This window comes from Brevibacterium casei CIP 102111 (assembly GCF_900169275.1).
Classification (GTDB): Bacteria; Actinomycetota; Actinomycetes; order Actinomycetales; family Brevibacteriaceae; genus Brevibacterium; species Brevibacterium casei.
In genome coordinates, this window is the sequence record NZ_FXZC01000002.1 from 570,027 (window position 1) to 591,837 (window position 21,811).

The following is a 21,811-nucleotide window of genomic DNA, read 5'->3' on the forward strand; positions in this document are numbered from 1 at the left end:
CGACCGGCCTGGGTTGGTCAGTCGAACGCCGTCCAAGCCGGGGCCGCGGCGGCGAACGCCTCCGGGTCGAGCGTGCCCGCGCCGTCCGAGACGGCGCCGATGACCGGCCCGTACTCCCCGAGTCGACGCCGGTTGTCCACCTCCACCGGGGTGGGATTCCCCGGCCAGGAGCCGAGGACGATGCCGCTCACGGGCAGGCCCCGGGTGCGCAGCGCCTCACAGGTGAGCGCCGTGTGGTTGAGGGTGCCGAGTCCGGTGCGGACGACGACGATGACGGCCAGGCCCGCCGCCGGGTCGAGGTCGGCGAGTTCTGCGGCGATGTCGGCCAGGGTGCCTCCCCCGCCGAGGTCGACGAGCAGACCTCCGGCCCCTTCGACGAGGATGACGCTGTCCCTATGCGCGGAGGGCCCGGGCCGTCCGGGCCCGACGGCAGCCGCCCCTGACGCGGCCTCCCCCACCCCCGCCTCCTCGGTCATGCGGTGCGCGAGCGAAACGATCGCCTCGGCGTGGTCTCGCGGCGTCGGCAGGACCACGCCCTCATGCTCCGCGGCCGCCGCGGGAGCCATGGGCAGCGTTTGGGTCACCGCCGTCGACGACGGTGCCCCGGAGAGGCGTGCGGCGATCTCGGCGTCCCCGCAGGTGACGACGTCGGTGTACGAGGCTTCGAGGGAACTGCGGCGCGAATCGGTGGCGGCGACCAGTCCGGTCTGGGCCGGTTTGCGGATATGCACTCGGTGGCCGGCCCGGCGCAGACGCACCGCGAGGGCCGCGGTGGCCACGGTCTTGCCCACCCCCGTGTCGGTGCCGGTGACGACGACGTAGCGGTTCATCGGGTCTCGGTTGCCGCGGCGTCGGCGACGGTGCGGATGAGGGCGGCCGCGTCATCGATCTGCTCCGTGCTCAGGTCTCCCCGGCACGTGATGCGCAGTCGGGAGATGCCGTCGGGCACGGATGGAGGCCGGAAGCAGCCGACGCTGACATCGCGGCGGGCGATCTCGTCCCGGGCGGCGACAGCGGTCGATGCCGACGGCATCGGCAGGGAGGCGACCGCTCCGACCGGTTCGGCTATTCCCAGGGCCGCGGTCAGCCGGCGCCGATTCTCGGCTAGGCCCTCGACCGGCGCCTCTCCCGCGGCGATGAGTCGGAGCGCCGCCGTCGCGGCGGCCGCGGCCGCGGGGGCGAGTCCGGTGTCGAAGATAAACGTCCGCGCGGTGTTGACGAGGGCGTCGCGCATGGTCGCGGGTCCGAGCACCGCTCCGCCTTGTGAGCCGAGCGCCTTCGACAGGGTGGCCGTGACGATGACGCGGTCGTCCTCGCCGAGCGACCGGGAAGCGCCGCGTCCCTCGCCGACGACGCCGAGGCCGTGCGCCTCGTCGATGATGAGGAGGGCGTCGTGGGTCCGGCACAGCTCGAGGAGTGCGGGGAGGTCGGGGGTGTCGCCGAGGACGGAGTAGACGGATTCGACGAGGACGATCGCCTCGGGGCAGTTCCGCTCGGCGAGTGCCCGTTCGGTCGCTGCCAGGTCGAGATGCGGTGTGCGCTGGACGGATGCCCGGGAGAGGCGGCACGCGTCGATGAGGGAGGCGTGGTTGTGGGCGTCGGAGACGATGAGGCAGTCGGGGCCGCTGAGCGCCGTGACGGCGGCGAGGTTGGCCGCATATCCGGAGGAGAGGACGAGCCCGGACTCGCGGCCCGTGAGTTCGGCCAGTGCCGCCTCGGCGTCGCGGTGGGCCTGCGTGGTTCCGGTGACGAGCCGGGAGGCCCGCGCCGAGGTGCCGAGCGCGGTGATCGCCTCGTGGGCGGCGGCGCGGACCCGGGGATGATCGGCGAGGCCGAGGTAGTCGTTCGAGGCGAGGTCGAGACCGCGCGGGCCGGCGTCGACGCGGTCGAGGCCCTGAGCATGGCGCTGCGCGGACTGCTCGCGCAGGCGGGCGAGGATACGGTTGTCCGAGGGGGCGGTGCCGGTGGGGACGGTGACGCTCGGAGCTGCGGTCATGGACGGCCTCCTGCGGCGGCGACCATCGCATTCGCGATCTGTGCGACGTCGGAGCTCGTCGCGATGTAGGGCGGCATCGTGTAGATGTGGGTGCGGAAGGGGCGGAGCCACACACCGTGGGCGGCGGCGGTACGGGTGACCGTGTCGATGTCGACGGGTTCGTCCATCTCGAGGACGCCGATGCCGCCGACGACGCGCACATCGGCGACCCCGGGCAGCGCCTCGGCGGGGCGCAGATGGGTGCGCAGTCCCTCGTTGAGGCGCGCGATCGCCTGCGCCCATGCGGGCTCACCGTCCTCGTCCTCGGCGAAGAGGAGGTCGAGGGAGGCGCTGGCCGCGGTGCACGCCAGAGGGTTGGCCATGAAGGTCGGACCGTGCATGAGGGCGCGCCGGCTCGACTCCGAGATCACCTCGGCGACCTCCCCGGTGCACATGAGTGCGGCGAGGGTCATGTACCCGCCGGTGAGGGCTTTGCCGAGGCACATGATGTCCGGGGTGATCCCTGCCCGGTCGCACGCGAACGCGGTCCCGGTGCGCCCGAATCCCGTCGCGATCTCATCGGCGATGAAGACCGCGCCGAGGTCGCGGGCCCGGGCGTGGAGGTGCTGGAGGGCACGGACATGGTAGGGCCGCATCCCGCCGGCGCCTTGGAACAGGGGTTCGACGATGATGCCGGCGAGTTCGTCGCCGTGCCTGTCGCAGAGGGCGTCGATGGCCGCGCACCACTGGTCGACCTCGGCGTCGTCGGCGCCGGGAGCCGGGGGCAGCGGGGCGAAGACCTGGGGTCGGAGGACGGCATGGAAGTCTGCGTGCATGCTCGCGATGGGGTCGCACACGCTCATCGCGCCGGTGGTGTCGCCGTGGTAGGCCCCGCGCAGGGCGAGGAAGCGGCCGCGGTCACGGCCGCGTGCCTGCTGGTACTGGACGGCGAGTTTGAGGGCGACCTCGATCGACACGGAACCGGAGTCGGCGAGGAAGACGTGGTCGAGGCCGCTCGGGGTGACAGCGACGAGGCGTTCGGCGAGTTCGACGGCCGGGGCGTGGGTGAGCCCGCCGAACATCACGTGGGAGAAGGTCTGCAGCTGCCGGGCGAGGGCGTCGTCGATCACCGGGTTGCGGTATCCGTGGACGACGGACCACCACGAGCTCATTCCGTCGAGGGCGCTCAGCGTCGCCCCGTCCCGGTCGACGAGGTCGACGCGGGGGCCGGTGGCCCCGGAGACGGCGAAGTGCGACCCGTCAGCCAGGGCCCCGTAGGGATGCCAGAGCAGTCCCTGCTCCCGCGAGTGCAGGCTCGCGGCCTCCTCGGTCTCACGCATTCGGTGACACCGTGGTGCCGGCGCCGCGACGGCGGATGGTCGGGACGAGGACGTTTTCACGGCCGTCGTCAGAGGCTCCGCTCGGGACGGTCTTCCCGCACGGCAGGGTCGAGGCGGGTGCGGCCTCGTCGGCCGGCTCCGGTGCGCCGAAGGCGGCGGTGTGCGCGGCCTTCTCGGCGCGCACCCGGTCGCGCAGCGCCTCGGCGCTCTCGTGACCGATGATGGAGAAGCCGCCGTCGACGATCATGTCGAGGTCGGCTTCGGCGTCCTGTCCCTCGCTGGTGAGGTAGTCGCCGAGGAAGAGGGAGTTCGCGACGTGGAGGGCGAGCGGCTGGAGGGTGCGCAGGTGCATCTCCCGTCCGCCGGCGATGCGCAGCTCGCTGTCGGGGCACATGAGCCGCACGGCGCAGAGGATGCGCAGACAGTGCTGCGGGGTGAGCTCGTAGGTGCCGGCCAACGGCGTGCCTTCGAAGGGGATGAGGAAGTTGACGGGGATCGAATCGGCGTCGAGGTCGCGCAGGGCGAGGATCGCCTCGACGATCTGCTCATCCGACTCCCCCATCCCGACGATGAGTCCCGAGCACGGGGAGAGTCCGGCCGTGCGTGCCTGCTGCACGGTGTCGACGCGGTCGGCGAAGGTGTGGGTCGAGCAGATCTCCGCATAGTTCGACTCCGCGGTGTTGAGGTTGTGGTTGTAGGCGTCGACCCCGGCGGTGCGCAGACGCTCGGCCTGACCGTCCTTGAGGAAGCCGAGACACGCACAGACCTCGACGTCGGGGTTGTGCGCCTTGATGTCCTCGGTCATCGCCGCGACACGGTCGACGTCCCGGTTCGAGGGGCCGCGGCCGCTGGCGACGAGGCAGACGCGGGAGGCGCCTCCGGCCAGCCCGTACTCCGCCTGCCGGCGGGCTTCGTCGCCCGGCAGCCACGAGTACTTGAGGATCTCGGTGTCCGAGCCCAAACGCTGTGAGCAGTAGCCGCAGTCTTCGGGGCAGAGTCCCGACTTGAGGTTGACGAGGTAGTTGACCTTGACCGATCGGCCGAAGAAGTGCCGCCGGACGCGTCCGGCGGCGGCGACGAGGTCGAGGAGTTCGTCGTCGGCGGAGCGGAGGATCGTCAGTGCTTCCTCGGCGGTCGCAGGGTCACCGGCACAGGCGCGTTCGGCCAGAGTCGTCATCATCGTCATGCCCAGATCATTGAACAGTGTTCAGGAAAAGTCAATTCACAGTTCGCATCTCCGATGCAGCTGCCGTGCCACGGCCTGACAGCTCGTGCGCCCGGCCGCATCCGTCAGGAATCGAGAAGTCCCCGCTGATCCGCCGAGGCTATCCTGGAGTTGTCAGATCCGTCCGCCTCCGGGCGGCTCACCCCCCCCCATATCCGGTTCAACTTGAGGAGAACCATGACGACGACGAAGCAGGCAGAGATCACGTTCGACGCCGAGGTGGAGACCCTCGGCGACCGCGTCCTCGTCCGGTTGCCGGCCGAGGCCAGTGCGGAGCTGCCCTCACGCGGTCAGGTGGCCGCCGAGGCGGTCGTCGACGGGGCAGAGTTCCCTACCGTCGTCGAACCCGACGGAATGAGGGGGCACTGGCTCAACCTCGACGACCAGACGGGGCTGAGCGACGGTCAGTCCGTGCATGTCTCGCTCACCCCGACCAAGGCGTGGCCGGAGGTCGTCGTTCCCGAGGATCTGCGGTCGGCGCTCGATGAGGCCGGCGATCTCGATGACATCTGGGAGAGCCTCACCCCGATGGCCCGCTGGGAGTGGGTGCGCTGGATCAAGGCGACGAAGAGCGAGGCGACCCGCGCCAAGCGCGTCGGCGTTGCCATCGACAAGCTCGAGAACGGCAAGCGTCGGCCGTGCTGCTTCGACCTGTCGTCCTGCACGGATCCGGAGCTGTCGAAGAGCGGAAAGCTCATCAGTCTGAGCTGAGGCGGCATCACAGCAATTCTGCGGAGCATCGTCGCGCCTGCCTGAGATCAACTGACAGAGATCACGGACGTCGCGTAGACCGTGCCCGGCCTCGAGCGATCACGTCGCATCGCATCGATCGCGATGGTCGGAATCGCCTGCAGGCCCGCCATGGCAAGCTCCTCGTCGAGCTCCCCGAGGTCCCGCACACGCACCGTACCCGGAAGACGCTGTCCTGCCCGCTCTCCCCAGCATTCGAATCGAAATCCGTCAACCTCGGCTAACTGTGCGCAGACGATATCCGCGTCTGGGGAAGCGATCGCGATGTCCATGGACTATAAGTACCACCGGGCAGACAGACTGCGCGGTCGCCTTTTCATACGCAGTCACAGCCACTCCCAAGGAGTCAGTCGCCGTTGCGGGCGATTGCCCATGACATCTGCACGAGCGGGATCTGCAGGGGCAGCCTGGCCAGCGCGATCGCGCGGCCCATCGGTGACTTCCAGTGCTTGACCACGGTGTAGATGTTGGCTGGATACACAGCGACCATGAGCGCCGCCGTCGCCGCACCGCCGAGGCGTCGGGTGGCGGGAACGGCGAGGAGTGCCGCGCAGCCGATCTCGGCGACGCCGCTGGCATAGGTCCAGGCGCGCCGGTTGCCGAGGCTGGGCGGAACGATCGAATCGAACGGCTGCGGTCGGATGAAGTGCATGGTCCCGGCGAAGCCGAGAAGACCGCTCATGAAGAGGGCGCGCGGAGTCGTCGACCTTCCGCGCCCTCGCTTGCCTGGTGAAAAGGTCATGGACACGATTGTGCCCGAGATCCGCCGATGTTCCGCGCTCCTCCCCGCCGGCGAGTCACCTTGCCGGAACCGGACACCACACGACACGCACCGACTGCGTCGGAAGGGTGCCGCCGCCGATCGGTGCCCTACGATGAACCCATCGGAGCCCCACGGTCAGTCGAGCCGCACCGGCGAGCACGGCGCGATGGTTCGGATGCTCCGGCGGAAGGGTGGGACGTGATGACTCAGCGATGGCGCATCGGAGCCGTACTGTGGGTGGCCAGTGCCGTGCTTCTGCCGATCCAGCTCGTCGTCGCCGTGCAGTGGCCGCAGGGCTACTCCGTGACGGCGAATGCGATCAGCGATCTCGGAGTCACCGTCTGCGGCCTGTTCACCGAAGGCGGCCAGCCTCGAGAGGTGTGCTCACCGTGGTTCGCCGTGTTCAACATCGGCATGGTCGCCTCCGGTGTCCTCACGGCGCTCGGGGCTATCCTCCTCCACGGACGCTGGTCCGGCCGATCCGGTCGCGTAGGGACGATTCTCATGGCCGTGGTGGGGGCCTGTGTCGTGGTCGTCGGCTTCGCGCCATGGGATCTCCAACCGGGCCTCCACGACAGTGCTGCCGCAATCCAGGCCCTCGCACAGTGGGTGGCGATGATCCTCCTCGCCGTCTCGGCCGGCCGCGGACTCTTCCGAGGGCTGACGATCGCGACCGTCATCGTCTCGGTCATCGGGTTCGCAGCGTTCCTTCTCGCGCTCGACGGGGCCGCGATTCCGGGACTGAGCTTCGGCATCGCCGAACGCCTCTCGTTCGACACACTGACCGTATGGACCGCCGCGGTGGGCGTCGTCGTTCTCGCCCAGCGCAGTCACCACGAAATCGGCGCCTCGGACGAACCAGTGCGCTGACCCGATTGTCGGGAAGGGCCGATCCCTCGCACATGCCAGGCGGTCCTGCACTGGACGACGACTCAAACCGCACGAGGCCCGAAGAGTCGCAGGCAACCCTCGGTCGGCGGCGTTCACAGGCGGGCCATGAACACTATGCGGGTCCGGCAGATGCCACACCTGCCGGTTGCCATCGGTCGCGTCGACGGGGCATTGGCGGCGGGTTGGACGCATGCTTCCTCTCGGCCGCCCGTCGTGGCACAATTCGTCATCAGATATGCTTACGTGTATACAGTTTGTATCATTTGAAGGGTGGCGACGATGGCGACGTTGAGGCCGAGCGCGGCCGAGGAAGCCGGCATGTCACGCAGCGGGCTGTACCGTGCGGTTCGCGAGGGGCGACTGGCGCGAGTCGCGCGGGGCATATACCTTCCGGCGGATGCGGCTGCGGCGGACTGGGACTGGATCGAGGCCGCTGCTCGTCGCCCGAATGCGACGATCTGTTTGGCCTCAGCACTTGCTCACCACGATCTGACAGATGTGATCCCCGCCGCTTTGGATGTCGCGATCCCGCGTGGGTCGCGCACACCGGCGAGCGATGGTGCTATCGCCTGGCATCAGTTCGACCGGTCCACATTTGACATCGGACGTGAGGAGATCCTGATTCCGGGCACGGATCAGGCGATCCGGATCTATTCGCCTGAGCGATCGATCGCTGACGCGTTCCGACTGCGGGGCGAGGTCGGGTATGAGCTGGCGCGGGAGTCGCTGAAGGAGTGGCTGCGTCGTGGCGGGAAACCTGCTCGGCTCATGGAGATCTCCTCTCGGCTTCCTCGCGCGAAATCTCCCGTGCTTCAGGCTTTGGAGGCGCTGTCGTGAGTACGGGCGATGAAGTGTTCCGCCGCGTCCAATCCGCGGCACGCGCCGCGGGCACGAAGGTTGGGACAGGTGCGCCGACGCAGGAATATCTGATCCGGCACACGCTGGAATCGTTCCTCGATCGCTTCTCCCGCACTGCTCATGCCGAGGACTTCGTGCTCAAAGGCGGGATCCTGCTGGCCGCCTACGGTGTACGTCGTCCGACCAAAGACGCCGACGCGAATGCCATCGGAGCCGACGTCACCGCCGATCACCTCATTGAGGTCGTCCACGACATCAATGCCATCGAGACCGGCGACGGGGTAGCGTTCGATCTCGGCTCGCTCAGTGTGCAGGAGATCCGCGAGCACGCCGACTACCCAGGCTTCCGGGTGCGGGTCGGTGCGTCGATCGGACCGTGGAAGGGCACCGCGCCGTGGGATGTCTCCACCGGAGATCCGATAGTGCCCGCGCCTCGGCAGGTACGCATCGACCGCATTTTGGGAGACCCGATCGTGCTCTTCGGCTATGCACCCGAAACCACGATCGCCGAGAAGGGCGTCACCATCCTGGAGCGGGGCATCACGAGCACGAGGTGGCGCGACTACGTCGACATCGTCCAGCTCGGCCGGCAGGGCATCGACAGTGACGAGCTATTCCGCTCCGCTCTGGCCGTTGCCCGCTACCGCGGCGTCACCCTCGAACCCGTTGCGCCACACGTCGTCGGCTACGGGCGGATCGGGCAGGCTAAATGGGCAGCGTGGCGTCGCAAGGAGCGACTGGAAGCAGTCTGCGAAGCGGACCTCGATGAGCAGATGGCACTGGTGTCTTCGTACCTCGACCCTGTATTCGATCTCGGAGACACCACGTAAGCTCGCACTTAGCGCCTGTGCGCCTGTCGAAGCGTTGGAGGTCTGACTGTCGCAACCACAGAGAACCCGTTGTCGCCGCTTCGAACCGTGATCTCTGTCGACAGAAGAGCAATGTGTCGCGACACCGTAGGAACGATGTCGCGACACTTCATGGGGTGGAGCTAAGGGGAATCGAACCCCTGACCTCTTCATTGCGAACGAAGCGCTCTACCAACTGAGCTATAGCCCCTGACAGGGATCAACTTTAGCCCCGACCACCCGTGTTGCACAAAATCACGTGACGACCGCCTCGGCGAAGCCTGGGGAGGACGGGCGGCCTGCGAGACAACCCACCATGTCGATCCGCTGTTTGACTCTCACCCCACGGCAGTACAGGCTGTGACTGACACCACTGTTGAGAAGGAGCGGACATGGCACAGGAATTCGGAATCGTCGTCGTCGGAGCCGGCATCGGCGGAGGTCAGGTCGTCGAATCGCTGCGGAACGACGGCTTCGCCGGCACGATCGCACTCGTCGGCGCCGACTCCCTGCCCCCGTACTACCGTCCCGACCTGTCGAAGAAGCTCATGCTCGAGGACACCGACCCCGGCGATTCCGAGCTGCGCGGCGAGGACTGGTACGCCGCCCATGACGTCGAGACGTTCTTCGCCGACGCGGCCACCAAACTCGACACCTCGTCGCGGACCGTCACCCTCGCCTCCGGCGATGAGCTCTCCTACGGGCAGGCGATCCTCGCGACCGGATCGACCCCGCGCACCCTCGACGTCCCCGGCACCGACCTCGCCAACGTCCACACGCTCCGCAGCGCCGGTGACGCCGTCGCCATCCGCTCCCAGTTCGGCGAGGGACGGAAGGTCGTCATCGTCGGCGGCGGCTGGATCGGACTCGAGGTCGCCGCTGCCGCCCGCTCCCACGGCTCCGAGGTCACCGTCGTCGTCCGCGACGCCCCTCCGCTCAAGGCCGTCCTCGGTGAGGAGATGGGGAGGTACTTCGAAGAGCTCCACGTCTCCCACGGGGTGACGTTCTTCGGCGACGCCGAGGTCACCGGCTTCACCGGCGACGGCGCCGTCGAGACCGCGCAGACCACGCAGGGAGACATCCCCGCCGATCTCGTCGTCATCGGCATCGGGGCCGACCCCACCGTCGACCTCGCCCAGGCGGCCGGGATCGACGTCGACAACGGCGTTCCCACCGATGAGCGGATGCGTACGAGCGAGAGCAACGTGCTCGCCATCGGAGACATCGCCAACGCCTTCAACACCCGACTCGACTCCCGCATCCGCGTCGAGCACTGGGACAACGCGGTGCGCCAGGCCGACGTCGCCGCCTCGACGCTCACGGGCGGCACCGCCGTCTACGACTGGGAGCCGTACTTCTTCACCGACCAGTACGACCTCGGCATGGAGTACGTCGGCCACGGCTCCGGCGAGGACGAGGTGACGATCCGCGGCGATAAGGACTCCGGCGAGTTCATCGTCTTCTGGACGAAGGACGGCACGCTCACCGCGGCGATGAACGTCAACATCTGGGACGTCAGCGACGAGCTGCGCGCCCTCATCGGCAAGCAGGTCGACACCGCGAAGCTCGCCGACGAGGCGGTGCCCCTCTCCGAGCTCTGAGCCCGGCGATGGACTCCCTCTTCGCCGACGACGCCTTCGACCGCGCGCCCCGGGTCGTCGCCCCGGGCGCGGTCTGGCTCCCCGGATTCCTCGACGACGCGGCACAGGCGTGGATCCTTCGGCAGTACGCGGCCTGGCGCGCGGGACCCGTCCCGGCACACGCGACGACGATCCGCGGGCACCCGATGAGCGTGACGACGATCGGGCTCGGCTGGCATTGGCGTCCCGGCCGCTACGACCGCCAGGCCAAGGACGTCAACAATGAGCGCGTCCTCCCGTTCCCCGACTGGATGACCCGGCTGGGTCGGCAGGTCATCGCCGCCGCCGCCGAGGCGGTCGCCGCCGACCCCGACTCCCCCGGCCCCGCGCCCGCCTCCTGGGGTCTCGACCCGGATGCGTACTCCCCCGATGTCGCGCTCGTCAACTACTACGACGGGTCGGCGAAGATGGGGATGCACCAGGACAAGGACGAGCACGATCCCGCCCCGGTCGTCTCGCTCTCCCTGGGCGACTCGTGCACATTCCGCTTCGGGAACACGGAGACGAAGAACCGGCCGTATGAGGACATCCGCCTCGGCTCGGGCGATGCCTTCGTCTTCGGCGGACCCGCCCGGTTCGCCTACCACGGGGTGACGCGGATCCACCCGGGAACGGCGCCGGAGAGCGCACAGCTGAACGACCTCGGCGGGGGCCGGATCAACATCACGATGCGCGCGACCGGACGCGACTGAGCACGCTGGCGTACCCACGCTGGCCCGGCACGACTGAGTTCAGCTCAGTGCCCGGGTACCCAGCACCCGGGCCCCCACCTCACGCGAACAGCGTCTGGCCGATCCACCCGCCCTCGTTCACCCCGGGCGGGATCGCGAAGAGCCCGGACCCGGTGTGAAGGAGGTATTCGCTGAGCGCATCCTCCTTCGCGAGGCGGTTCTGCATCGGCACATAGTCGCTGGCGGGATCGGCGACGAAGGCGATGAAGAACAGGCCCGCATCGAGGTTGCCCTGGGCATCGGCGCCATCGGCATAGTTGTATCCGCGCCGCAGGATCCGAGTGCCGCCGTTCTGCTTCGGATGAGCGAGGTGGACATGCGAACTCGTTGGGATGATCGGCAGATTCCCTGCCCCTGCCATCGCGAAGTCCGGCTCCGTGAACTCCTCACCCCCGGACAGCGGTGCCCCGGTCATCTTCGTGCGCCCGAAGATCTGCTCCTGACCGTCGAGGCTCTCCCGGTCCCACGTCTCGATGTGCATCCGGATCCGCCGGGCGACGAGGTAGCAGCCGTCGTCCATCCACGACCCATCGCGCACCCACACATGCTCGCCCAGCGCCTTCTCCTCATCGGAGCGGATGTTCGCCGTCCCGTCCTTGAACCCGAAGAGGTTGCGCGGGGTCTCCTGCTTCGGCGATGTCGAGGCGGTGCGCCCGAAGCCGAGCTGCATCCACCTGGTCGAGACGATGCCGAAGCCCATCCGGATGAGGTTGCGCACCGCGTGGACGGCGACCTGCGGATCGTCCGCGCACGCCTGGATGCACAGGTCCCCACCGGTTCGCGCCTCGTCGAGGCGGTCGCCCGGGAAGTGCGGGAGCTCGATGAGACCCGGTGGCAGCCGGTCAGCGATGCCGAACCGGTCCTGCCCGTCGGCGTCGGTGAAGAGGCTGCGCCCGAAACCGATGGTCACCGTGAGGTGGCCGGCGCTCAGCCCCTGCGCCTCCCCCGTATCCATCGGCGGAGCGAACCGAGAGCCCCCGGCCACGCCGTCCTCGACGACGGGCAGACCGCGGCTGAGGTTCGCCGCCGCGGCCGTCCACTGCTTGAGGAGGTCGATGAGCTCGTCCCGGTCGTCGGTGAGGACGTTGACGGCGGCGAAGCACATCCGGTCCTGCGCTTCGGTGACGATGCCGGCCTGATGCCGCCCGAAGAAGTCGACGATGTCGTTCTCCGCCCCGACTGCCTCGGCGATCGGGTCATGGGCGAAGAAGCCCGCGGCGGCACCGGCGGCAAGTGTGCCCGCCCCGACGCCGAACATCGCGCGTCGGGAGACGCCTGGCCGGTCGCTCATCAGCCGACCACTTTGTCGGTGAGCTGCGACAGCGGCTCGGAGAGCGCGTTGACGGCGTCGGAGAGCTCCTTGACCTCGTCCTTGCTCAGCTCGGTGTAGAGGACGAAGCCCTCGCCCTTCCGGTGTCCGTCGAGCAGGGTCTGCAGATCGGCGAACCGGGTGCTCAGCGTCTCGTCGAGCTCCTTGTCCCGGGTGGCCAGCAGCGGCTTGAGATCCTCATACGCGACCCTGGCGCCGTCGACGTTGGCCTGGAAGTCCCAGAGGTCCGTGTGCGACCACGTCTCCTCCTCACCCGTGACCTTGCCCGTGGCGACCTCGTCGAGGAGCTCCTTCGCCCCGTTCGAGAGCTGGTCGGGGGTGAACGTCATCTCCCTGGTGCGATCGTAGAGGACCTTCGTGTCCTCGATGAGGAGATCGGCGTACTTCTCCCTGTCCGCGTTGCTCAGCGCCGTGTAGCCGTCCTGCGGCGGCCAGAGGTCCTTCTCGAGCAGGTGCCAGCCCGTCCACTCCTGGCCGTCCTCGAGGTCGGCCTCACGCAGGTCGAGCTTGGGGTCGAGGTCGCCGAAGGACTCGGCGACGGGTTCGATGCGCTCCCAGTTCGTGCGCACCTTCGGGTAGAGTTCGCGCGCCTTGTCGTCGTCCCCCGCCTTGTACGCCTTCGCGAAGTCCTCGGTGCCGGTGAGCAGCTGCTCGGTCTGGTCCTTGACGTAGGCCGAGTACTGGGTCGTCGCCTGTTCGGCGAGCTGGGAGTCCTCGGCGCTGACCTGCTCACCGCCCTCACCCTTCGTCACCGTGAAGTCCCCGCGCAGTCCGTCGCCGACCATGCCCGCCTTGCACGCGGTGAAGTACTTGCCTTCGGGTGCGGTGACCGTCAGCGAGCGTTCGAGTCCCGGGGCGATGTTCTCGACCTCGCCGATGATCCGCAGCCCGTCCTCACCGAGGAGGTAGAACTCGGTGACCTTCGATCCTTCGTTCGTGACGTCGAACTTCAGGGTGCCCGCCGGTGCCTCGGTCGCGGCGACCTCGCACGAGTCGTCGGTGCTCGTCACGGCGATCGCGCCGCCCTGGTCGGCGTTGGGCTCGCAGCCGGTGAGCAGCAGTGCCCCGCCGACGGCCATGACGACGGCGACGCTGGGGTTGAGGGTTCTCATATCCATCCTTGGGGTGAGTCTCCGCTGGCTGAGCGGAGGAGGTGACGGTCCGCAGGTCGCGGTCCGGAGCGGTGCGCCCGCGGTGGAGCGGGAGCGCGAAGCGTCGTCGGGAGCGGGCCCGAGGACGCGAAGTCAGGCGGTGGCTGCGGCCGGAGCGGCCGCGGGCTTCGGCGCGGAGCGCAGTCCGCGGACGAAGAGCGTGCCGACGACGATGACGTAGAGCCACCACACGGTGAACTCCACCCAGGTCGTGGCCGGGGAGAAGTTGAAGATTCCCTTGAGGAGCACGCCGTACCAGCTCGTCGGCGGGATCGCCTCAGAGACGTCGAAGGCGAGCGAGTGGAGTCCGGGGATGATCCCCGCCTCCTGCAGATCGTGGAACCCGTAGGCGAGGACGCCGGCGGCGACGATGATGAGGAACGCCCCCGAGTACGTGAAGAACCGAGAGAGGTTGAGCCGGAGCAGTCCCTTGGCGATGAGCCACGCGAGGGCGGCGGCGATGAGGATGCCCGCGACCGCGGCGAGCGTGAGACCGAGGGCGGACGCCCCCGCCGAGGCGTTCGCGCGGGTGGCCGCCCAGAGGAAGAGGGCGGTTTCAAGTCCTTCGCGCCCCACCGAGAAGGCGCCGAGGACGACGAGTCCGATGAGCGGACCGTCGAGGGCTCTGTCCGCGGCCGTTCGCAGTTCGCCGGCGAGCCCTTTGGCTGTGCGCGCCATCCAGAAGATCATCCACGTGACGAAGCCGACGGCGATGATCGAGAGGGTGCCGCCGATGAATTCCTGGGCCTCGAACGTCAGGGTCGAGGGTCCGAAGGTGAGCAGGGCACCGAAGCCGAGGGAGACGACGATGGCCGCGGCGATCCCCCACCACATCGCCCGGATCTCCCGGGTGCGGCCGATGCGCCCGAGATAGCCGATGAGGATGCTGACGATGAGAGCGGCCTCGAGGCCCTCACGCAGGCCGATGAGAAACGTCTGGAACATGGCTGGCTTTCTGCTGAGATGGCGCGCCGGCGTCTGCGGCTCGCTCATCCTAGCATAAGGGAAGGCTCACCTAATCCTCAGCTGTCGGTGCGATGTTTCCGCTTCTCAGCTACTGGTTCTCAGCCGTTCGGCCCGGGCCGGTCGTCCTTCGTCACCGGCTCCGCATCCGCGGGGTCCGGGTCCTCGATCCCCTCCGGGGGCTGCGCCAGCCGGTTCGGCGAGGTCTTGCGGTAGATCGGCTGTCCCGAGAGCACGCTCGCGCGCGACAGCGTGTTGCTCGCGACCGAGGAGACGATGATGAGGCAGAGGATCGTGGCGAGGAGGACGAGCAGAGACGTGACGCTGAAGCCCTCGACGTAGAGATCGCTGACGTAGGCGGCCAGCGCGATGAGCGGCAGGCCGAGACCGGTGGCAGGAGAGAACACGTTGATCCGCGAGAGTGCGTCGCGGACCCGGAACATCGCCAGCGCCGAGGCGAGGACGATGAGGGAGCCGGTGATCCCGAAGACGCCGACGAGGATGGTTGCGGTGAGCTCATTCATCAGCGATGCCCCCTCGTGAGGATGCGGGAGAGCGCGATGGTGGCGAGGATGCCGACCATCGAGGCGAGGAAGATGACATCGAGGACGATCGAGGACGAGACATGGATCCCGATGATCGTGAGCATGCCGACCGCGCAGAAGTACACGAGGTCGCTGACGACGGCCCGGGAGCCGAGGTCCTTCGCGGTGATGACGCGGATGAGGCCGATGACGATGGCCACGGCGAGGATGATCGCACAGACGGCGACGATGACGGTCATGGTCTGCCCCTCTCTCCGGCCGAACCCGGGTCGATCCAGTTCGCCTCCACCTCGGCGACGCCCGAGGGAGGACTCTGCGGGGCCCGTCCCCGAGTCATCGCCAGCAGCCGCGACTCCATGTCGTAGAGGCCCTCGAGGGCGGCGTCCTCGGAGTCCTCGAACAGGGCGTGGACGAAGAGGACCGGCGGGGTCGTCGCCGTGCCGGCGGCGATCGCGGTGACGAGCGTGCCCGGGGTGATGGTGATCGAGGAGGCGAACAGGGTGACCTCGAGGTCCGTGCGGCACCGCAGCGGCACCTCGACGATCATCGGGTGGGCGTAGGGGCGGTTGACCCGGAACAGGTGGCCGACGACCTTCGCGGTGCCGACGATGATGGCCCAGAGGATAAAGAACACGTAGGAGAGGCCGTTGATCACGCGTCTCATGGTGTCGTCACCGCCTCGATGTAGTCGGTGTGGTCAAGGAGGCCTTCGGCGACGCGCGCCGTGACCTCGAGCAGCGGTTCGGGCCAGACGAAGATCGCCACGGACACGGCGATCATGATCGTCCCGGGCACGAGCAGGCGCGCGGGGATGCGCAGTCCGTCGGGGACCGGTTCGGTCGGTGCACGCCCGGTCTCCGCGGAGTCGGGCCGGTAGGACTGCATGGGCGGGCCCCAGAACGTGTTCCGCCACGTCCGCTGGAGGGCGAGCATCGAGATGAGCGCCCCGACGACGATCGCCGTGACGATCCACCAGCCGGCGGCGTCACCGACTCCGGTCGCCGCCCGGATGAGTCCGATCTTCGCCCACATGCCCGAGGTGGGCGGCAGCCCGATGAGGGAGAAGAGGCCGAGGACCATGAGCACGCTCGCCCACTTCTCCCGGCTCGCCAACCCGGAGAGCTTCTTGAACGATCCCGTGCCGTAGGTCTGCTCGACCGCGCCCATGACGAGGAGGAGCCCGGCCATCGTGATCATGCTGTGGACCATGTAGAACGCGCCCGCGGCGAGCGAGGCGACGGTGAGGAGGGCGACGCCGACGAGGGTGTGGCCGACGCTCGCGGTCATCTGGAAGGCGAGGACGTTGCGCACGCGGTTCTGCCCGAAGCCCGAGAGCGCGCCGAGGATGATGCTGAGCACGGCGATGACGACGATGAGGTTCGCCCACGCCGGCGGTTCCCCGTAGACGGTCGTGCACACTCGGTAGATCGCGTAGAGCGCGACCTTCGAGTGGAGACCGGAGAAGAGCGCCATCATCCCCGCCGAGGTGTTCGGGTAGGACCGTGCCAGCCAGCCGTGGAAGGGAGCACCGCCGGCTTTGACGAGCATCGCGAAGAGGACGATGCCGAGCGCCAGCGCTCCCTGCCCTGTGGGTGTGCCGAGCTGGGCGAGGACGGCGAGGTTGACCGTGCCGGTCGCACCGTAGACGAAACCGACCCCGATGAGCAGGATCGTCGAGGTGAGGAGGTTGACCATGACGAACATCCGTCCCACGCCGAGGCGGCGCCACGTTCCCGTGACCGCGATGAGCGCGTACGCGGGCAGGACCATGACCTCGATGAAGACGAAGAAGTTGAAGAGGTCGCCGGTGAGCAGCGCCCCGTAGACGCCGGTGAGCATCATCATCACCAGGGCCGGGACGAACCGGTACTGGTCCTCGCCGGTGTTGATGAGGAAGATGCAGCTCACGAGCGCTGTCAGGGAGGTGAGCACGAGCATGAGCGCTGTGAACGAGTCCGAGACGAACGGGATCGCCAGTCCCGGGATGTAGCCGCCGACGTCGTGGGCGATGACCGGGATCCGCTGGTGGAGGACGAGCAGACCGAGGCCGCTGAGGCCGACGAACGAGGGCACGGCGAGCAGGAGGACCCGGTCGAGGGTCCGGGAGGTGATGAGGACGCTGAGCGCCGAGGCGAGCAGCGGAAGGCCGACGAGGAGGAGCAGGAGCGATGAGTTCACGATTCGCGGACCTCCCCGGTCTCGGGGGCGCGCTTCTGGTCGTCGTCGTGGCCGAGCACGGCGAGGGCGAGCATGAAGATCGTCACCGCCAGGGTGATGACGATGGCGGTGAGGACGAACGCCTGCGGCAGCGGGTCCGCTGCGAGACTCTGGTCGCCGCGGCCGCTGAGCGGTTCGACCCGCCACGCACCGACGCCGGCCGAGAGGAGGACGAAGTTCGCTGCGTGCGAGAGCAGGGTGAGGCCGAAGACACCGCGGACCATCGACCGCTGCATCATGAGGTAGACGCCGCCCGCGGTGAGGACGCCGATCGTTATGGCCAGGATCATCGGGTCTCCCCCTCAGCCGTGGTCGGGGCTTCACCGCGGTCGAGCGGTGCGTTTCCGTCGAGGATGTGCGTCGTCGAGGCTCTCACCTTCCGGTCGGATCCGCGCGCGGCGATGCGGTCGCCGAGGCCGGGACGCTCACCCCTGATCGACTCCATCGGGCCCTTGAGCTCACCGTAGAGGAGTTCGTCGGCGCGTTCGCGGGTCCGCTCGACATCGCGGCGGATGATCCCGTCGGTGAGCACATCGTCGCCGGCCGGCGTCGCCGCGGAGTCGGAGACGCCGAGGAGGTTGAAGGAGAGGAGGATGAGCCCGAGGACGGCGAGGTAGACGCCGACGTCGAAGAGCAGGGACGAGGTGTACTTCTCACCGAGGATGTAGACCTGCATCGGCTCGAGGAAGGACCCGGCGACGACAAGGCCGAGGAGACCGGTGAGGATGGCGATGCCGATGCCGACGCCGATGAGGTAGAGCGGGGCGCGCGGCGGACCGATCGCCCGGTCCTTGGCTGTGGACATGTAGAGCAGCCCGATGACCGCGGAGCCGATGAGGGCGGCGATGAAGCCGCCTCCGGGCTCGTTGTGCCCGCGCCAGAAGATGAGCAGTGAGGTGACGACGAGCAGCGGACCGAGGACCTTGATCGTCAGCTGCAGGGGGATGACGTTGGGCCACGCTTCGTGGACGCCGCGGTAGGCGCTCGTGCCTTTCGGCCGCACGGTCACCCACGCCCGCCTCGGCGGCTCCGGGATGTTCTCCGCCGGAGGGTCGATGTAGCGGTCCTTGACTGTCGACATCACGGCGACGATCGCGATCCCGGCCATGCCGAGGACGGTGAGCTCGCCGAGCGTGTCGAGGGCTCGGAACTCGACGAGGATCGTGTTGACGATGTTGTGCCCGCCGCTGATCTCCGGGGCGTTCTCGATGTAGTACATGCCCACCAGCGACCGCTCCCGGCGCCCGTTGAGAGTGAGCGTGAGCAGGGTGACAGCGGCGCCGACGAGGATCGCGAAGAGCGCACGGGTGGACTGGAGGCGCTTCGAGTACCGCCAGAACGAGCGCGGCAGCTTCTGGAGGACGAGCATGATGACGATGATCGTCATCGCTTCGACGAGCAGCTGCGTGAGCGTGACGTCGGGCGCCCCGAGCGCAAGGATCTGCACGGTCGCGAGGATGCCGACGGCGGAGAGGGAGACGACGGTGGTCAGGCGCGAGTGCGAGGTGCACACGACGAGGACGGCGATGGTGATGAGGACGAGGAGGACGACGTCGGGGGCCCGCCACAGGTTGTCCTGCAGCGGCGGCAGGTTCGGGAAGATCACGGGCACCGAGACGAAAGCGATGAGGGCGAGTCCGCCGAGGCTCGTCGCGAGGTAGGGTCCCGAGTTCATCGGGCGCACGACGATGCTCAGCCCGCGGCCGATGCGGATGAGGCCCACAACGATGCCGTTGATGACGTCGGCGCCGTCGAAGCTCAGCCGCGCCCGGTGGAAGAACGCGAAGACCTTCGACCGGTTGATGATGAGGATGATGCCGATGGCGATGATGAGGGCAGAGGCGAAGAGCTCAGGGGTGAATCCATGCCAGAACTTCACATGGACCTCTTCGGGCTCACCGGGGATCGCGGCGGCGACGACCTCGGTGAGCGGGGTGTCGAAGACGAAGAGGACGAAGCTCAGCGGCAGGGAGGCGACGATGGGCAGTCCGGCGGCGATGAGCATGACCGGTGAGGAGTGCCCGAGCTCGCTCTTCGTTACGGGTTTGCCGTCGATGAACGCGCCCCACACGGTCTTCGCGCAGTAGGCGAAGGTGAGCACCGAGGCGGCGACGGCGATGATGAAGAGCATCCACCCGGAGCCGGGGACCTCGAAGAGCGCGGTGAACAGCGACTCCTTGGACACGAATCCGAGCAGCGGCGGGATGCCCGCCATCGAGGCGCACCCGAGCGCCATGACGGCGAAGGCGACCGGAGCCGGGCCGATGAGGCGCGGGATGCGGGTGAGCTCACGGGTGCCGGCGAGGTGGTCGACGACGCCGACCATCATGAACAGCCCCGACTTGAACAGCGCGTGGGCGATGACGTGGAGGGCGGCCGCGGCGATCGCGGCCTCGGTGCCCACGCCGATGACGGCGGTGATGAGCCCGAGCTGGGAGACCGTCGAGTACGCCATGAGCTTCTTCACGTCATGCTGGTTGAGGGCGAACCAGCCGCCGATGAAGGCAGTGATGAGGCCTGCTGACACGAGGATGACGTTCCATGCGGGAGTGGCGTGGAAGGCGGGCGAGAAGCGCATCATGAGGAAGATGCCTGCCTTGACCACAGCTGCCGCATGGAGGTAGGCGGAGACCGGGGTGGCGGCGGCCATCGCATCGGGCAGCCACGAGTGGAACGGGAACTGCGCGGACTTCGTCATCGCCGCGACGGCGACGAGGACGGCGACGAGCGTCGTCACGGCCGGCTGGGTGGCCCACACATCGGAGACGAGGGCCTCGTGGAGGTTCGTCGTCCCCGTCGCCGCGATCGTCACGCCGACGGCGACGAGGAGGGTGAGCCCGCCGATGAAGGTGATGAGCAGGGTGCGCAGGGACGGTGCCTGTCCGGGCGAGCCGGAGCGGGCGATGAGGAAGAACGAGGCGAGCGAAGTCAGCTCCCAGCACACGAAGAGGACGATGAGGTCGTTGCTGAGCACGAGCGCGACCATCGAGAAGGTGAAGACGACCATGAGCCAGTAGAAGCTCGTCTCCCCTCCTCCCCTGGGCAGGTAGGCCGTCGAGTAGACGAAGACGATCGCGCCGATGATGAGGGCGATGTAGGTGAAGACCACGCCGATGCCGTCGGCGCGCAGAGCGAGGTCGACGCCGAGACTCGGCACCCACGGAAGCGTCGCTTCGGGATCGGACCCGGCCATCACCTCGGCGGCAGTGGGCGTGAAGAGGGCAGCCACGCCGAGGTAGGCCGCAGCCAGCGGCCATCCCGCGGCCCGACCGAAGAGGCGGGTGAGGAGAGGGGTGAGGACGACGAGGGCGGCGAGGGCGATTATCGTTAGGATCATGACCGGAGCCTCAGGGCTTCGGACGCAGGTGCTGGTTCCTTCACTCACTGGCCCTTCGTCGCGGCGAACGCTCACTTTCGAATGTTCAGACTATCGACTCGGAGTTCCATGAGCAAAAACTCAGACGGCCTTCAGACCTCCTCTCCCATCCGCGTCTTCTTCGATGCCCGGTTCACCCGGACCCCCCACCACGACGGCATCTCCCGGTACGGATCCAGCCTGCTCGCCGCTCTGCTCGAGGCCACCGCGGGCACGGACATCGAGGTGACGGCGATCATCAGCGACGAGGCGCAGCTCGGGCTCCTGCCGCCGTGCCGGTGGGTGCGGCTCAACTCCCCCACGTCGCCGTCCGAGGTCGGCATCGCACGCCGGCTCAATGCGCTCGGTGCCGATGTCGTGTTCTCGACGATGCAGGTCATGGGGTCGACGGGTCGCCGCTACGGGCTCATCCTCACCGTCCACGACCTCATCTACTACTCGCATCCGCTGCCGCCGGCCGATCTTCCCGCCCCTGTGCGTCTGCTCTGGCGCCTCTACCATCTCAGCTTCGCTCCCCAGCGACTGCTGCTCAACCGGGCCGATGCCATCGCCGCGGTGAGTGAGACGACGAAGTCCCTCATCGCCGACCACCACCTCACGACCCGCCCGGTGACGGTGGTCTCGAATGCCGCGGAGGTGAGTGTCACCGAGCCGCGGACGACGAACCGCGCGGGCGCAAGATCGCTGGTCTACATGGGCTCGTTCATGCCCTATAAGAACGTCGAATCGCTCATCCGCGCGCTCGAGCACCTGCCGGGCTGGACCCTGCACATCGCAAGCCGGATCGAGGGGCGCAGAGAGGCGCAGCTGCGAGCCCTCATCCCCGACCGGGCCAGGGTCGTCTTCCACCGTGGGGTCAGCGATGAGGAGTACGCCGATCTCCTCGCCGAGGCGACGGCCCTCGTCACGGCCTCCCGCGCGGAAGGATTCGGTCTGCCCGTCATCGAAGCGATGGCCAAAGGGGTGCCGGTGGCGGTCTCGGACATCCCGATCTTCCACGAGATCACCGGCGATGCCGCGGTCTTCTTCGATGAGGACGATCCGGCGTCGATCGCCGCTGCGGTCGGTGAGCTCACCGATCCGCGCACATGGGAAGAGACGGCTGCGGCGGGACAGGAGGCGTCACAGCGGTTCTCCTGGGACGCCTCTGCCGCGGCCCTCGTCGACCTCATCAGGACGGTCCACGCAGCGCGCAGATGAGCGGTGGT

Annotated in this window: 22 protein-coding genes and 1 tRNA gene; 7 read left to right on the forward strand and 16 right to left on the reverse strand. The window is 68.3% G+C overall.

All coding sequences use genetic code 11. The features are described from left to right. Nucleotides 1-17: 17 nt before the first annotated feature. From bioD to bioB, 4 genes are read right to left on the reverse strand one after another with little or no spacing between them, the layout of a single operon-like run. Complete coding sequence (bioD, locus tag BC102111_RS06305) at nucleotides 18-830, reverse strand: ATP-dependent dethiobiotin synthetase BioD (protein WP_101623836.1); 813 nt, start codon at nucleotides 828-830, stop codon at nucleotides 18-20. Then, the gene (locus tag BC102111_RS06310) at nucleotides 827-1,996 is read right to left on the reverse strand and encodes an aminotransferase class I/II-fold pyridoxal phosphate-dependent enzyme (RefSeq protein ID WP_101623837.1); all 1,170 of its coding nucleotides are present in this window, start codon (nucleotides 1,994-1,996) and stop codon (nucleotides 827-829) included. The genes bioD and BC102111_RS06310 overlap by 4 nt, the downstream gene beginning before the upstream one ends. Then, on the reverse strand, nucleotides 1,993-3,315 hold the full coding sequence (locus tag BC102111_RS06315; protein ID WP_101623838.1) for an adenosylmethionine--8-amino-7-oxononanoate transaminase: 1,323 nt from the start codon (nucleotides 3,313-3,315) through the stop codon (nucleotides 1,993-1,995). The genes BC102111_RS06310 and BC102111_RS06315 overlap by 4 nt, the downstream gene beginning before the upstream one ends. Beyond that, nucleotides 3,308-4,501 carry a biotin synthase BioB gene (bioB, locus tag BC102111_RS06320; RefSeq protein WP_101623839.1) on the reverse strand — a complete coding sequence of 398 codons (1,194 nt, stop codon included), beginning with the start codon at nucleotides 4,499-4,501 and terminating at the stop codon, nucleotides 3,308-3,310. Before bioB ends, BC102111_RS06315 begins: the two co-directional genes overlap by 8 nt. Before the next feature lie 216 nt (nucleotides 4,502-4,717). Here bioB and BC102111_RS06325 point away from each other — a divergent pair, with 216 nt between their 5' ends. Next, nucleotides 4,718-5,251, forward strand: coding sequence for a YdeI/OmpD-associated family protein (locus BC102111_RS06325; RefSeq protein WP_101623840.1), 534 nt, complete (start codon nucleotides 4,718-4,720; stop codon nucleotides 5,249-5,251). 47 nt (nucleotides 5,252-5,298) lie between these two features. Here the strand turns inward: BC102111_RS06325 and BC102111_RS17525 are convergent, their stop codons facing one another. Both BC102111_RS17525 and BC102111_RS06330 read right to left on the reverse strand, forming a co-directional pair. Continuing rightward, nucleotides 5,299-5,562, reverse strand: coding sequence for a hypothetical protein (locus BC102111_RS17525; RefSeq protein ID WP_144589076.1), 264 nt, complete (start codon nucleotides 5,560-5,562; stop codon nucleotides 5,299-5,301). A 74-nt stretch (nucleotides 5,563-5,636) separates the two neighbouring features. Then, the gene (locus BC102111_RS06330) at nucleotides 5,637-6,032 is read right to left on the reverse strand and encodes a DoxX family protein (RefSeq protein WP_063249819.1); all 396 of its coding nucleotides are present in this window, start codon (nucleotides 6,030-6,032) and stop codon (nucleotides 5,637-5,639) included. Nucleotides 6,033-6,254: 222 nt separating this feature from the next. On the opposite strand from BC102111_RS06330, the gene BC102111_RS06335 reads away from it, so the two are divergent. The 3 genes from BC102111_RS06335 (at nucleotide 6,255) to BC102111_RS06345 (ending at nucleotide 8,632) form a co-directional block, all read left to right on the forward strand. Next, a complete protein-coding gene (locus tag BC102111_RS06335) occupies nucleotides 6,255-6,923 on the forward strand; it encodes a DUF998 domain-containing protein (protein ID WP_101623841.1) in 669 nt (222 codons plus the stop codon). A 300-nt stretch (nucleotides 6,924-7,223) separates the two neighbouring features. Continuing rightward, nucleotides 7,224-7,781, forward strand: coding sequence for a type IV toxin-antitoxin system AbiEi family antitoxin domain-containing protein (locus BC102111_RS06340; RefSeq protein WP_063249806.1), 558 nt, complete (start codon nucleotides 7,224-7,226; stop codon nucleotides 7,779-7,781). Continuing rightward, nucleotides 7,778-8,632 (forward strand): nucleotidyl transferase AbiEii/AbiGii toxin family protein, encoded by an 855-nt coding sequence (locus tag BC102111_RS06345; protein WP_101623842.1) that lies wholly within the window; start codon nucleotides 7,778-7,780, stop codon nucleotides 8,630-8,632. Before BC102111_RS06340 ends, BC102111_RS06345 begins: the two co-directional genes overlap by 4 nt. 156 nt (nucleotides 8,633-8,788) lie before the next feature. On the opposite strand, the gene BC102111_RS06350 is transcribed toward BC102111_RS06345, so the two are convergent. Further along, a tRNA-Ala gene (locus tag BC102111_RS06350) sits at nucleotides 8,789-8,861 on the reverse strand. A 181-nt stretch (nucleotides 8,862-9,042) separates the two neighbouring features. On the opposite strand from BC102111_RS06350, the gene BC102111_RS06355 reads away from it, so the two are divergent. Beyond that, complete coding sequence (locus BC102111_RS06355; protein ID WP_101623843.1) at nucleotides 9,043-10,251, forward strand: NAD(P)/FAD-dependent oxidoreductase; 1,209 nt, start codon at nucleotides 9,043-9,045, stop codon at nucleotides 10,249-10,251. Between the two features lie 8 nt (nucleotides 10,252-10,259). Beyond that, a complete protein-coding gene (locus BC102111_RS06360) occupies nucleotides 10,260-10,982 on the forward strand; it encodes an alpha-ketoglutarate-dependent dioxygenase AlkB (RefSeq protein ID WP_101623844.1) in 723 nt (240 codons plus the stop codon). A 79-nt stretch (nucleotides 10,983-11,061) separates the two neighbouring features. On the opposite strand, the gene efeB is transcribed toward BC102111_RS06360, so the two are convergent. The 9 genes from efeB to BC102111_RS06405 all read right to left on the reverse strand — a co-directional run bounded on the left by efeB (nucleotide 11,062) and on the right by BC102111_RS06405 (nucleotide 20,564). Beyond that, nucleotides 11,062-12,312 carry an iron uptake transporter deferrochelatase/peroxidase subunit gene (gene efeB / locus BC102111_RS06365; RefSeq protein WP_101623845.1) on the reverse strand — a complete coding sequence of 417 codons (1,251 nt, stop codon included), beginning with the start codon at nucleotides 12,310-12,312 and terminating at the stop codon, nucleotides 11,062-11,064. Then, nucleotides 12,312-13,463 carry an iron uptake system protein EfeO gene (efeO, locus tag BC102111_RS06370; RefSeq protein ID WP_101623846.1) on the reverse strand — a complete coding sequence of 384 codons (1,152 nt, stop codon included), beginning with the start codon at nucleotides 13,461-13,463 and terminating at the stop codon, nucleotides 12,312-12,314. The genes efeB and efeO overlap by 1 nt, the downstream gene beginning before the upstream one ends. A gap of 132 nt (nucleotides 13,464-13,595) precedes the next feature. Beyond that, the gene (efeU, locus tag BC102111_RS06375; protein WP_101623847.1) at nucleotides 13,596-14,447 is read right to left on the reverse strand and encodes an iron uptake transporter permease EfeU; all 852 of its coding nucleotides are present in this window, start codon (nucleotides 14,445-14,447) and stop codon (nucleotides 13,596-13,598) included. 119 nt (nucleotides 14,448-14,566) lie between these two features. Next, nucleotides 14,567-14,989 (reverse strand): cation:proton antiporter, encoded by a 423-nt coding sequence (locus tag BC102111_RS06380; RefSeq protein ID WP_009375456.1) that lies wholly within the window; start codon nucleotides 14,987-14,989, stop codon nucleotides 14,567-14,569. After that, nucleotides 14,989-15,249 carry a monovalent cation/H+ antiporter complex subunit F gene (locus tag BC102111_RS06385; protein ID WP_009375453.1) on the reverse strand — a complete coding sequence of 87 codons (261 nt, stop codon included), beginning with the start codon at nucleotides 15,247-15,249 and terminating at the stop codon, nucleotides 14,989-14,991. Before BC102111_RS06385 ends, BC102111_RS06380 begins: the two co-directional genes overlap by 1 nt. Beyond that, nucleotides 15,246-15,674 carry a Na+/H+ antiporter subunit E gene (locus tag BC102111_RS06390; RefSeq protein WP_162909019.1) on the reverse strand — a complete coding sequence of 143 codons (429 nt, stop codon included), beginning with the start codon at nucleotides 15,672-15,674 and terminating at the stop codon, nucleotides 15,246-15,248. Before BC102111_RS06390 ends, BC102111_RS06385 begins: the two co-directional genes overlap by 4 nt. Next, complete coding sequence (locus tag BC102111_RS06395; protein WP_009375450.1) at nucleotides 15,671-17,188, reverse strand: monovalent cation/H+ antiporter subunit D family protein; 1,518 nt, start codon at nucleotides 17,186-17,188, stop codon at nucleotides 15,671-15,673. The genes BC102111_RS06390 and BC102111_RS06395 overlap by 4 nt, the downstream gene beginning before the upstream one ends. Continuing rightward, entirely contained in the window at nucleotides 17,185-17,517 is a 333-nt protein-coding gene (locus tag BC102111_RS06400) for a sodium:proton antiporter (RefSeq protein WP_009375449.1), read from the reverse strand. Before BC102111_RS06400 ends, BC102111_RS06395 begins: the two co-directional genes overlap by 4 nt. Next, entirely contained in the window at nucleotides 17,514-20,564 is a 3,051-nt protein-coding gene (locus BC102111_RS06405) for a DUF4040 family protein (protein ID WP_101623849.1), read from the reverse strand. The genes BC102111_RS06400 and BC102111_RS06405 overlap by 4 nt, the downstream gene beginning before the upstream one ends. A 108-nt stretch (nucleotides 20,565-20,672) precedes the next feature. On the opposite strand from BC102111_RS06405, the gene BC102111_RS06410 reads away from it, so the two are divergent. Beyond that, a complete protein-coding gene (locus BC102111_RS06410) occupies nucleotides 20,673-21,803 on the forward strand; it encodes a glycosyltransferase family 4 protein (protein WP_101623850.1) in 1,131 nt (376 codons plus the stop codon). Nucleotides 21,804-21,811 lie beyond the last annotated feature (8 nt).

What these genes read in the sequence shown, in the direction of transcription:
- BC102111_RS06315 (WP_101623838.1), bottom strand. Translation starts at nt 3,315, where the DNA reads ATGCGTGAGACCGAGGAGGCCGCGAGCCTGCACTCGCGGGAGCAGGGA.
- BC102111_RS06335 (WP_101623841.1), top strand. Translation starts at nt 6,255, where the DNA reads ATGACTCAGCGATGGCGCATCGGAGCCGTACTGTGGGTGGCCAGTGCC.
- BC102111_RS06400 (WP_009375449.1), bottom strand. Translation starts at nt 17,517, where the DNA reads ATGATCCTGGCCATAACGATCGGCGTCCTCACCGCGGGCGGCGTCTAC.
- bioD (WP_101623836.1), bottom strand. Translation starts at nt 830, where the DNA reads ATGAACCGCTACGTCGTCGTCACCGGCACCGACACGGGGGTGGGCAAG.
- BC102111_RS06340 (WP_063249806.1), top strand. Translation starts at nt 7,224, where the DNA reads ATGGCGACGTTGAGGCCGAGCGCGGCCGAGGAAGCCGGCATGTCACGC.
- bioB (WP_101623839.1), bottom strand. Translation starts at nt 4,501, where the DNA reads ATGACGATGATGACGACTCTGGCCGAACGCGCCTGTGCCGGTGACCCT.
- BC102111_RS06360 (WP_101623844.1), top strand. Translation starts at nt 10,260, where the DNA reads ATGGACTCCCTCTTCGCCGACGACGCCTTCGACCGCGCGCCCCGGGTC.
- BC102111_RS06330 (WP_063249819.1), bottom strand. Translation starts at nt 6,032, where the DNA reads ATGACCTTTTCACCAGGCAAGCGAGGGCGCGGAAGGTCGACGACTCCG.
- BC102111_RS17525 (WP_144589076.1), bottom strand. Translation starts at nt 5,562, where the DNA reads ATGGACATCGCGATCGCTTCCCCAGACGCGGATATCGTCTGCGCACAG.
- BC102111_RS06410 (WP_101623850.1), top strand. Translation starts at nt 20,673, where the DNA reads ATGAGCAAAAACTCAGACGGCCTTCAGACCTCCTCTCCCATCCGCGTC.
- BC102111_RS06390 (WP_162909019.1), bottom strand. Translation starts at nt 15,674, where the DNA reads ATGAGACGCGTGATCAACGGCCTCTCCTACGTGTTCTTTATCCTCTGG.
- BC102111_RS06385 (WP_009375453.1), bottom strand. Translation starts at nt 15,249, where the DNA reads ATGACCGTCATCGTCGCCGTCTGTGCGATCATCCTCGCCGTGGCCATC.
- BC102111_RS06405 (WP_101623849.1), bottom strand. Translation starts at nt 20,564, where the DNA reads ATGATCCTAACGATAATCGCCCTCGCCGCCCTCGTCGTCCTCACCCCT.
- efeB (WP_101623845.1), bottom strand. Translation starts at nt 12,312, where the DNA reads ATGAGCGACCGGCCAGGCGTCTCCCGACGCGCGATGTTCGGCGTCGGG.
- efeO (WP_101623846.1), bottom strand. Translation starts at nt 13,463, where the DNA reads ATGAGAACCCTCAACCCCAGCGTCGCCGTCGTCATGGCCGTCGGCGGG.
- BC102111_RS06325 (WP_101623840.1), top strand. Translation starts at nt 4,718, where the DNA reads ATGACGACGACGAAGCAGGCAGAGATCACGTTCGACGCCGAGGTGGAG.
- BC102111_RS06355 (WP_101623843.1), top strand. Translation starts at nt 9,043, where the DNA reads ATGGCACAGGAATTCGGAATCGTCGTCGTCGGAGCCGGCATCGGCGGA.
- BC102111_RS06380 (WP_009375456.1), bottom strand. Translation starts at nt 14,989, where the DNA reads ATGAATGAGCTCACCGCAACCATCCTCGTCGGCGTCTTCGGGATCACC.
- efeU (WP_101623847.1), bottom strand. Translation starts at nt 14,447, where the DNA reads ATGTTCCAGACGTTTCTCATCGGCCTGCGTGAGGGCCTCGAGGCCGCT.
- BC102111_RS06310 (WP_101623837.1), bottom strand. Translation starts at nt 1,996, where the DNA reads ATGACCGCAGCTCCGAGCGTCACCGTCCCCACCGGCACCGCCCCCTCG.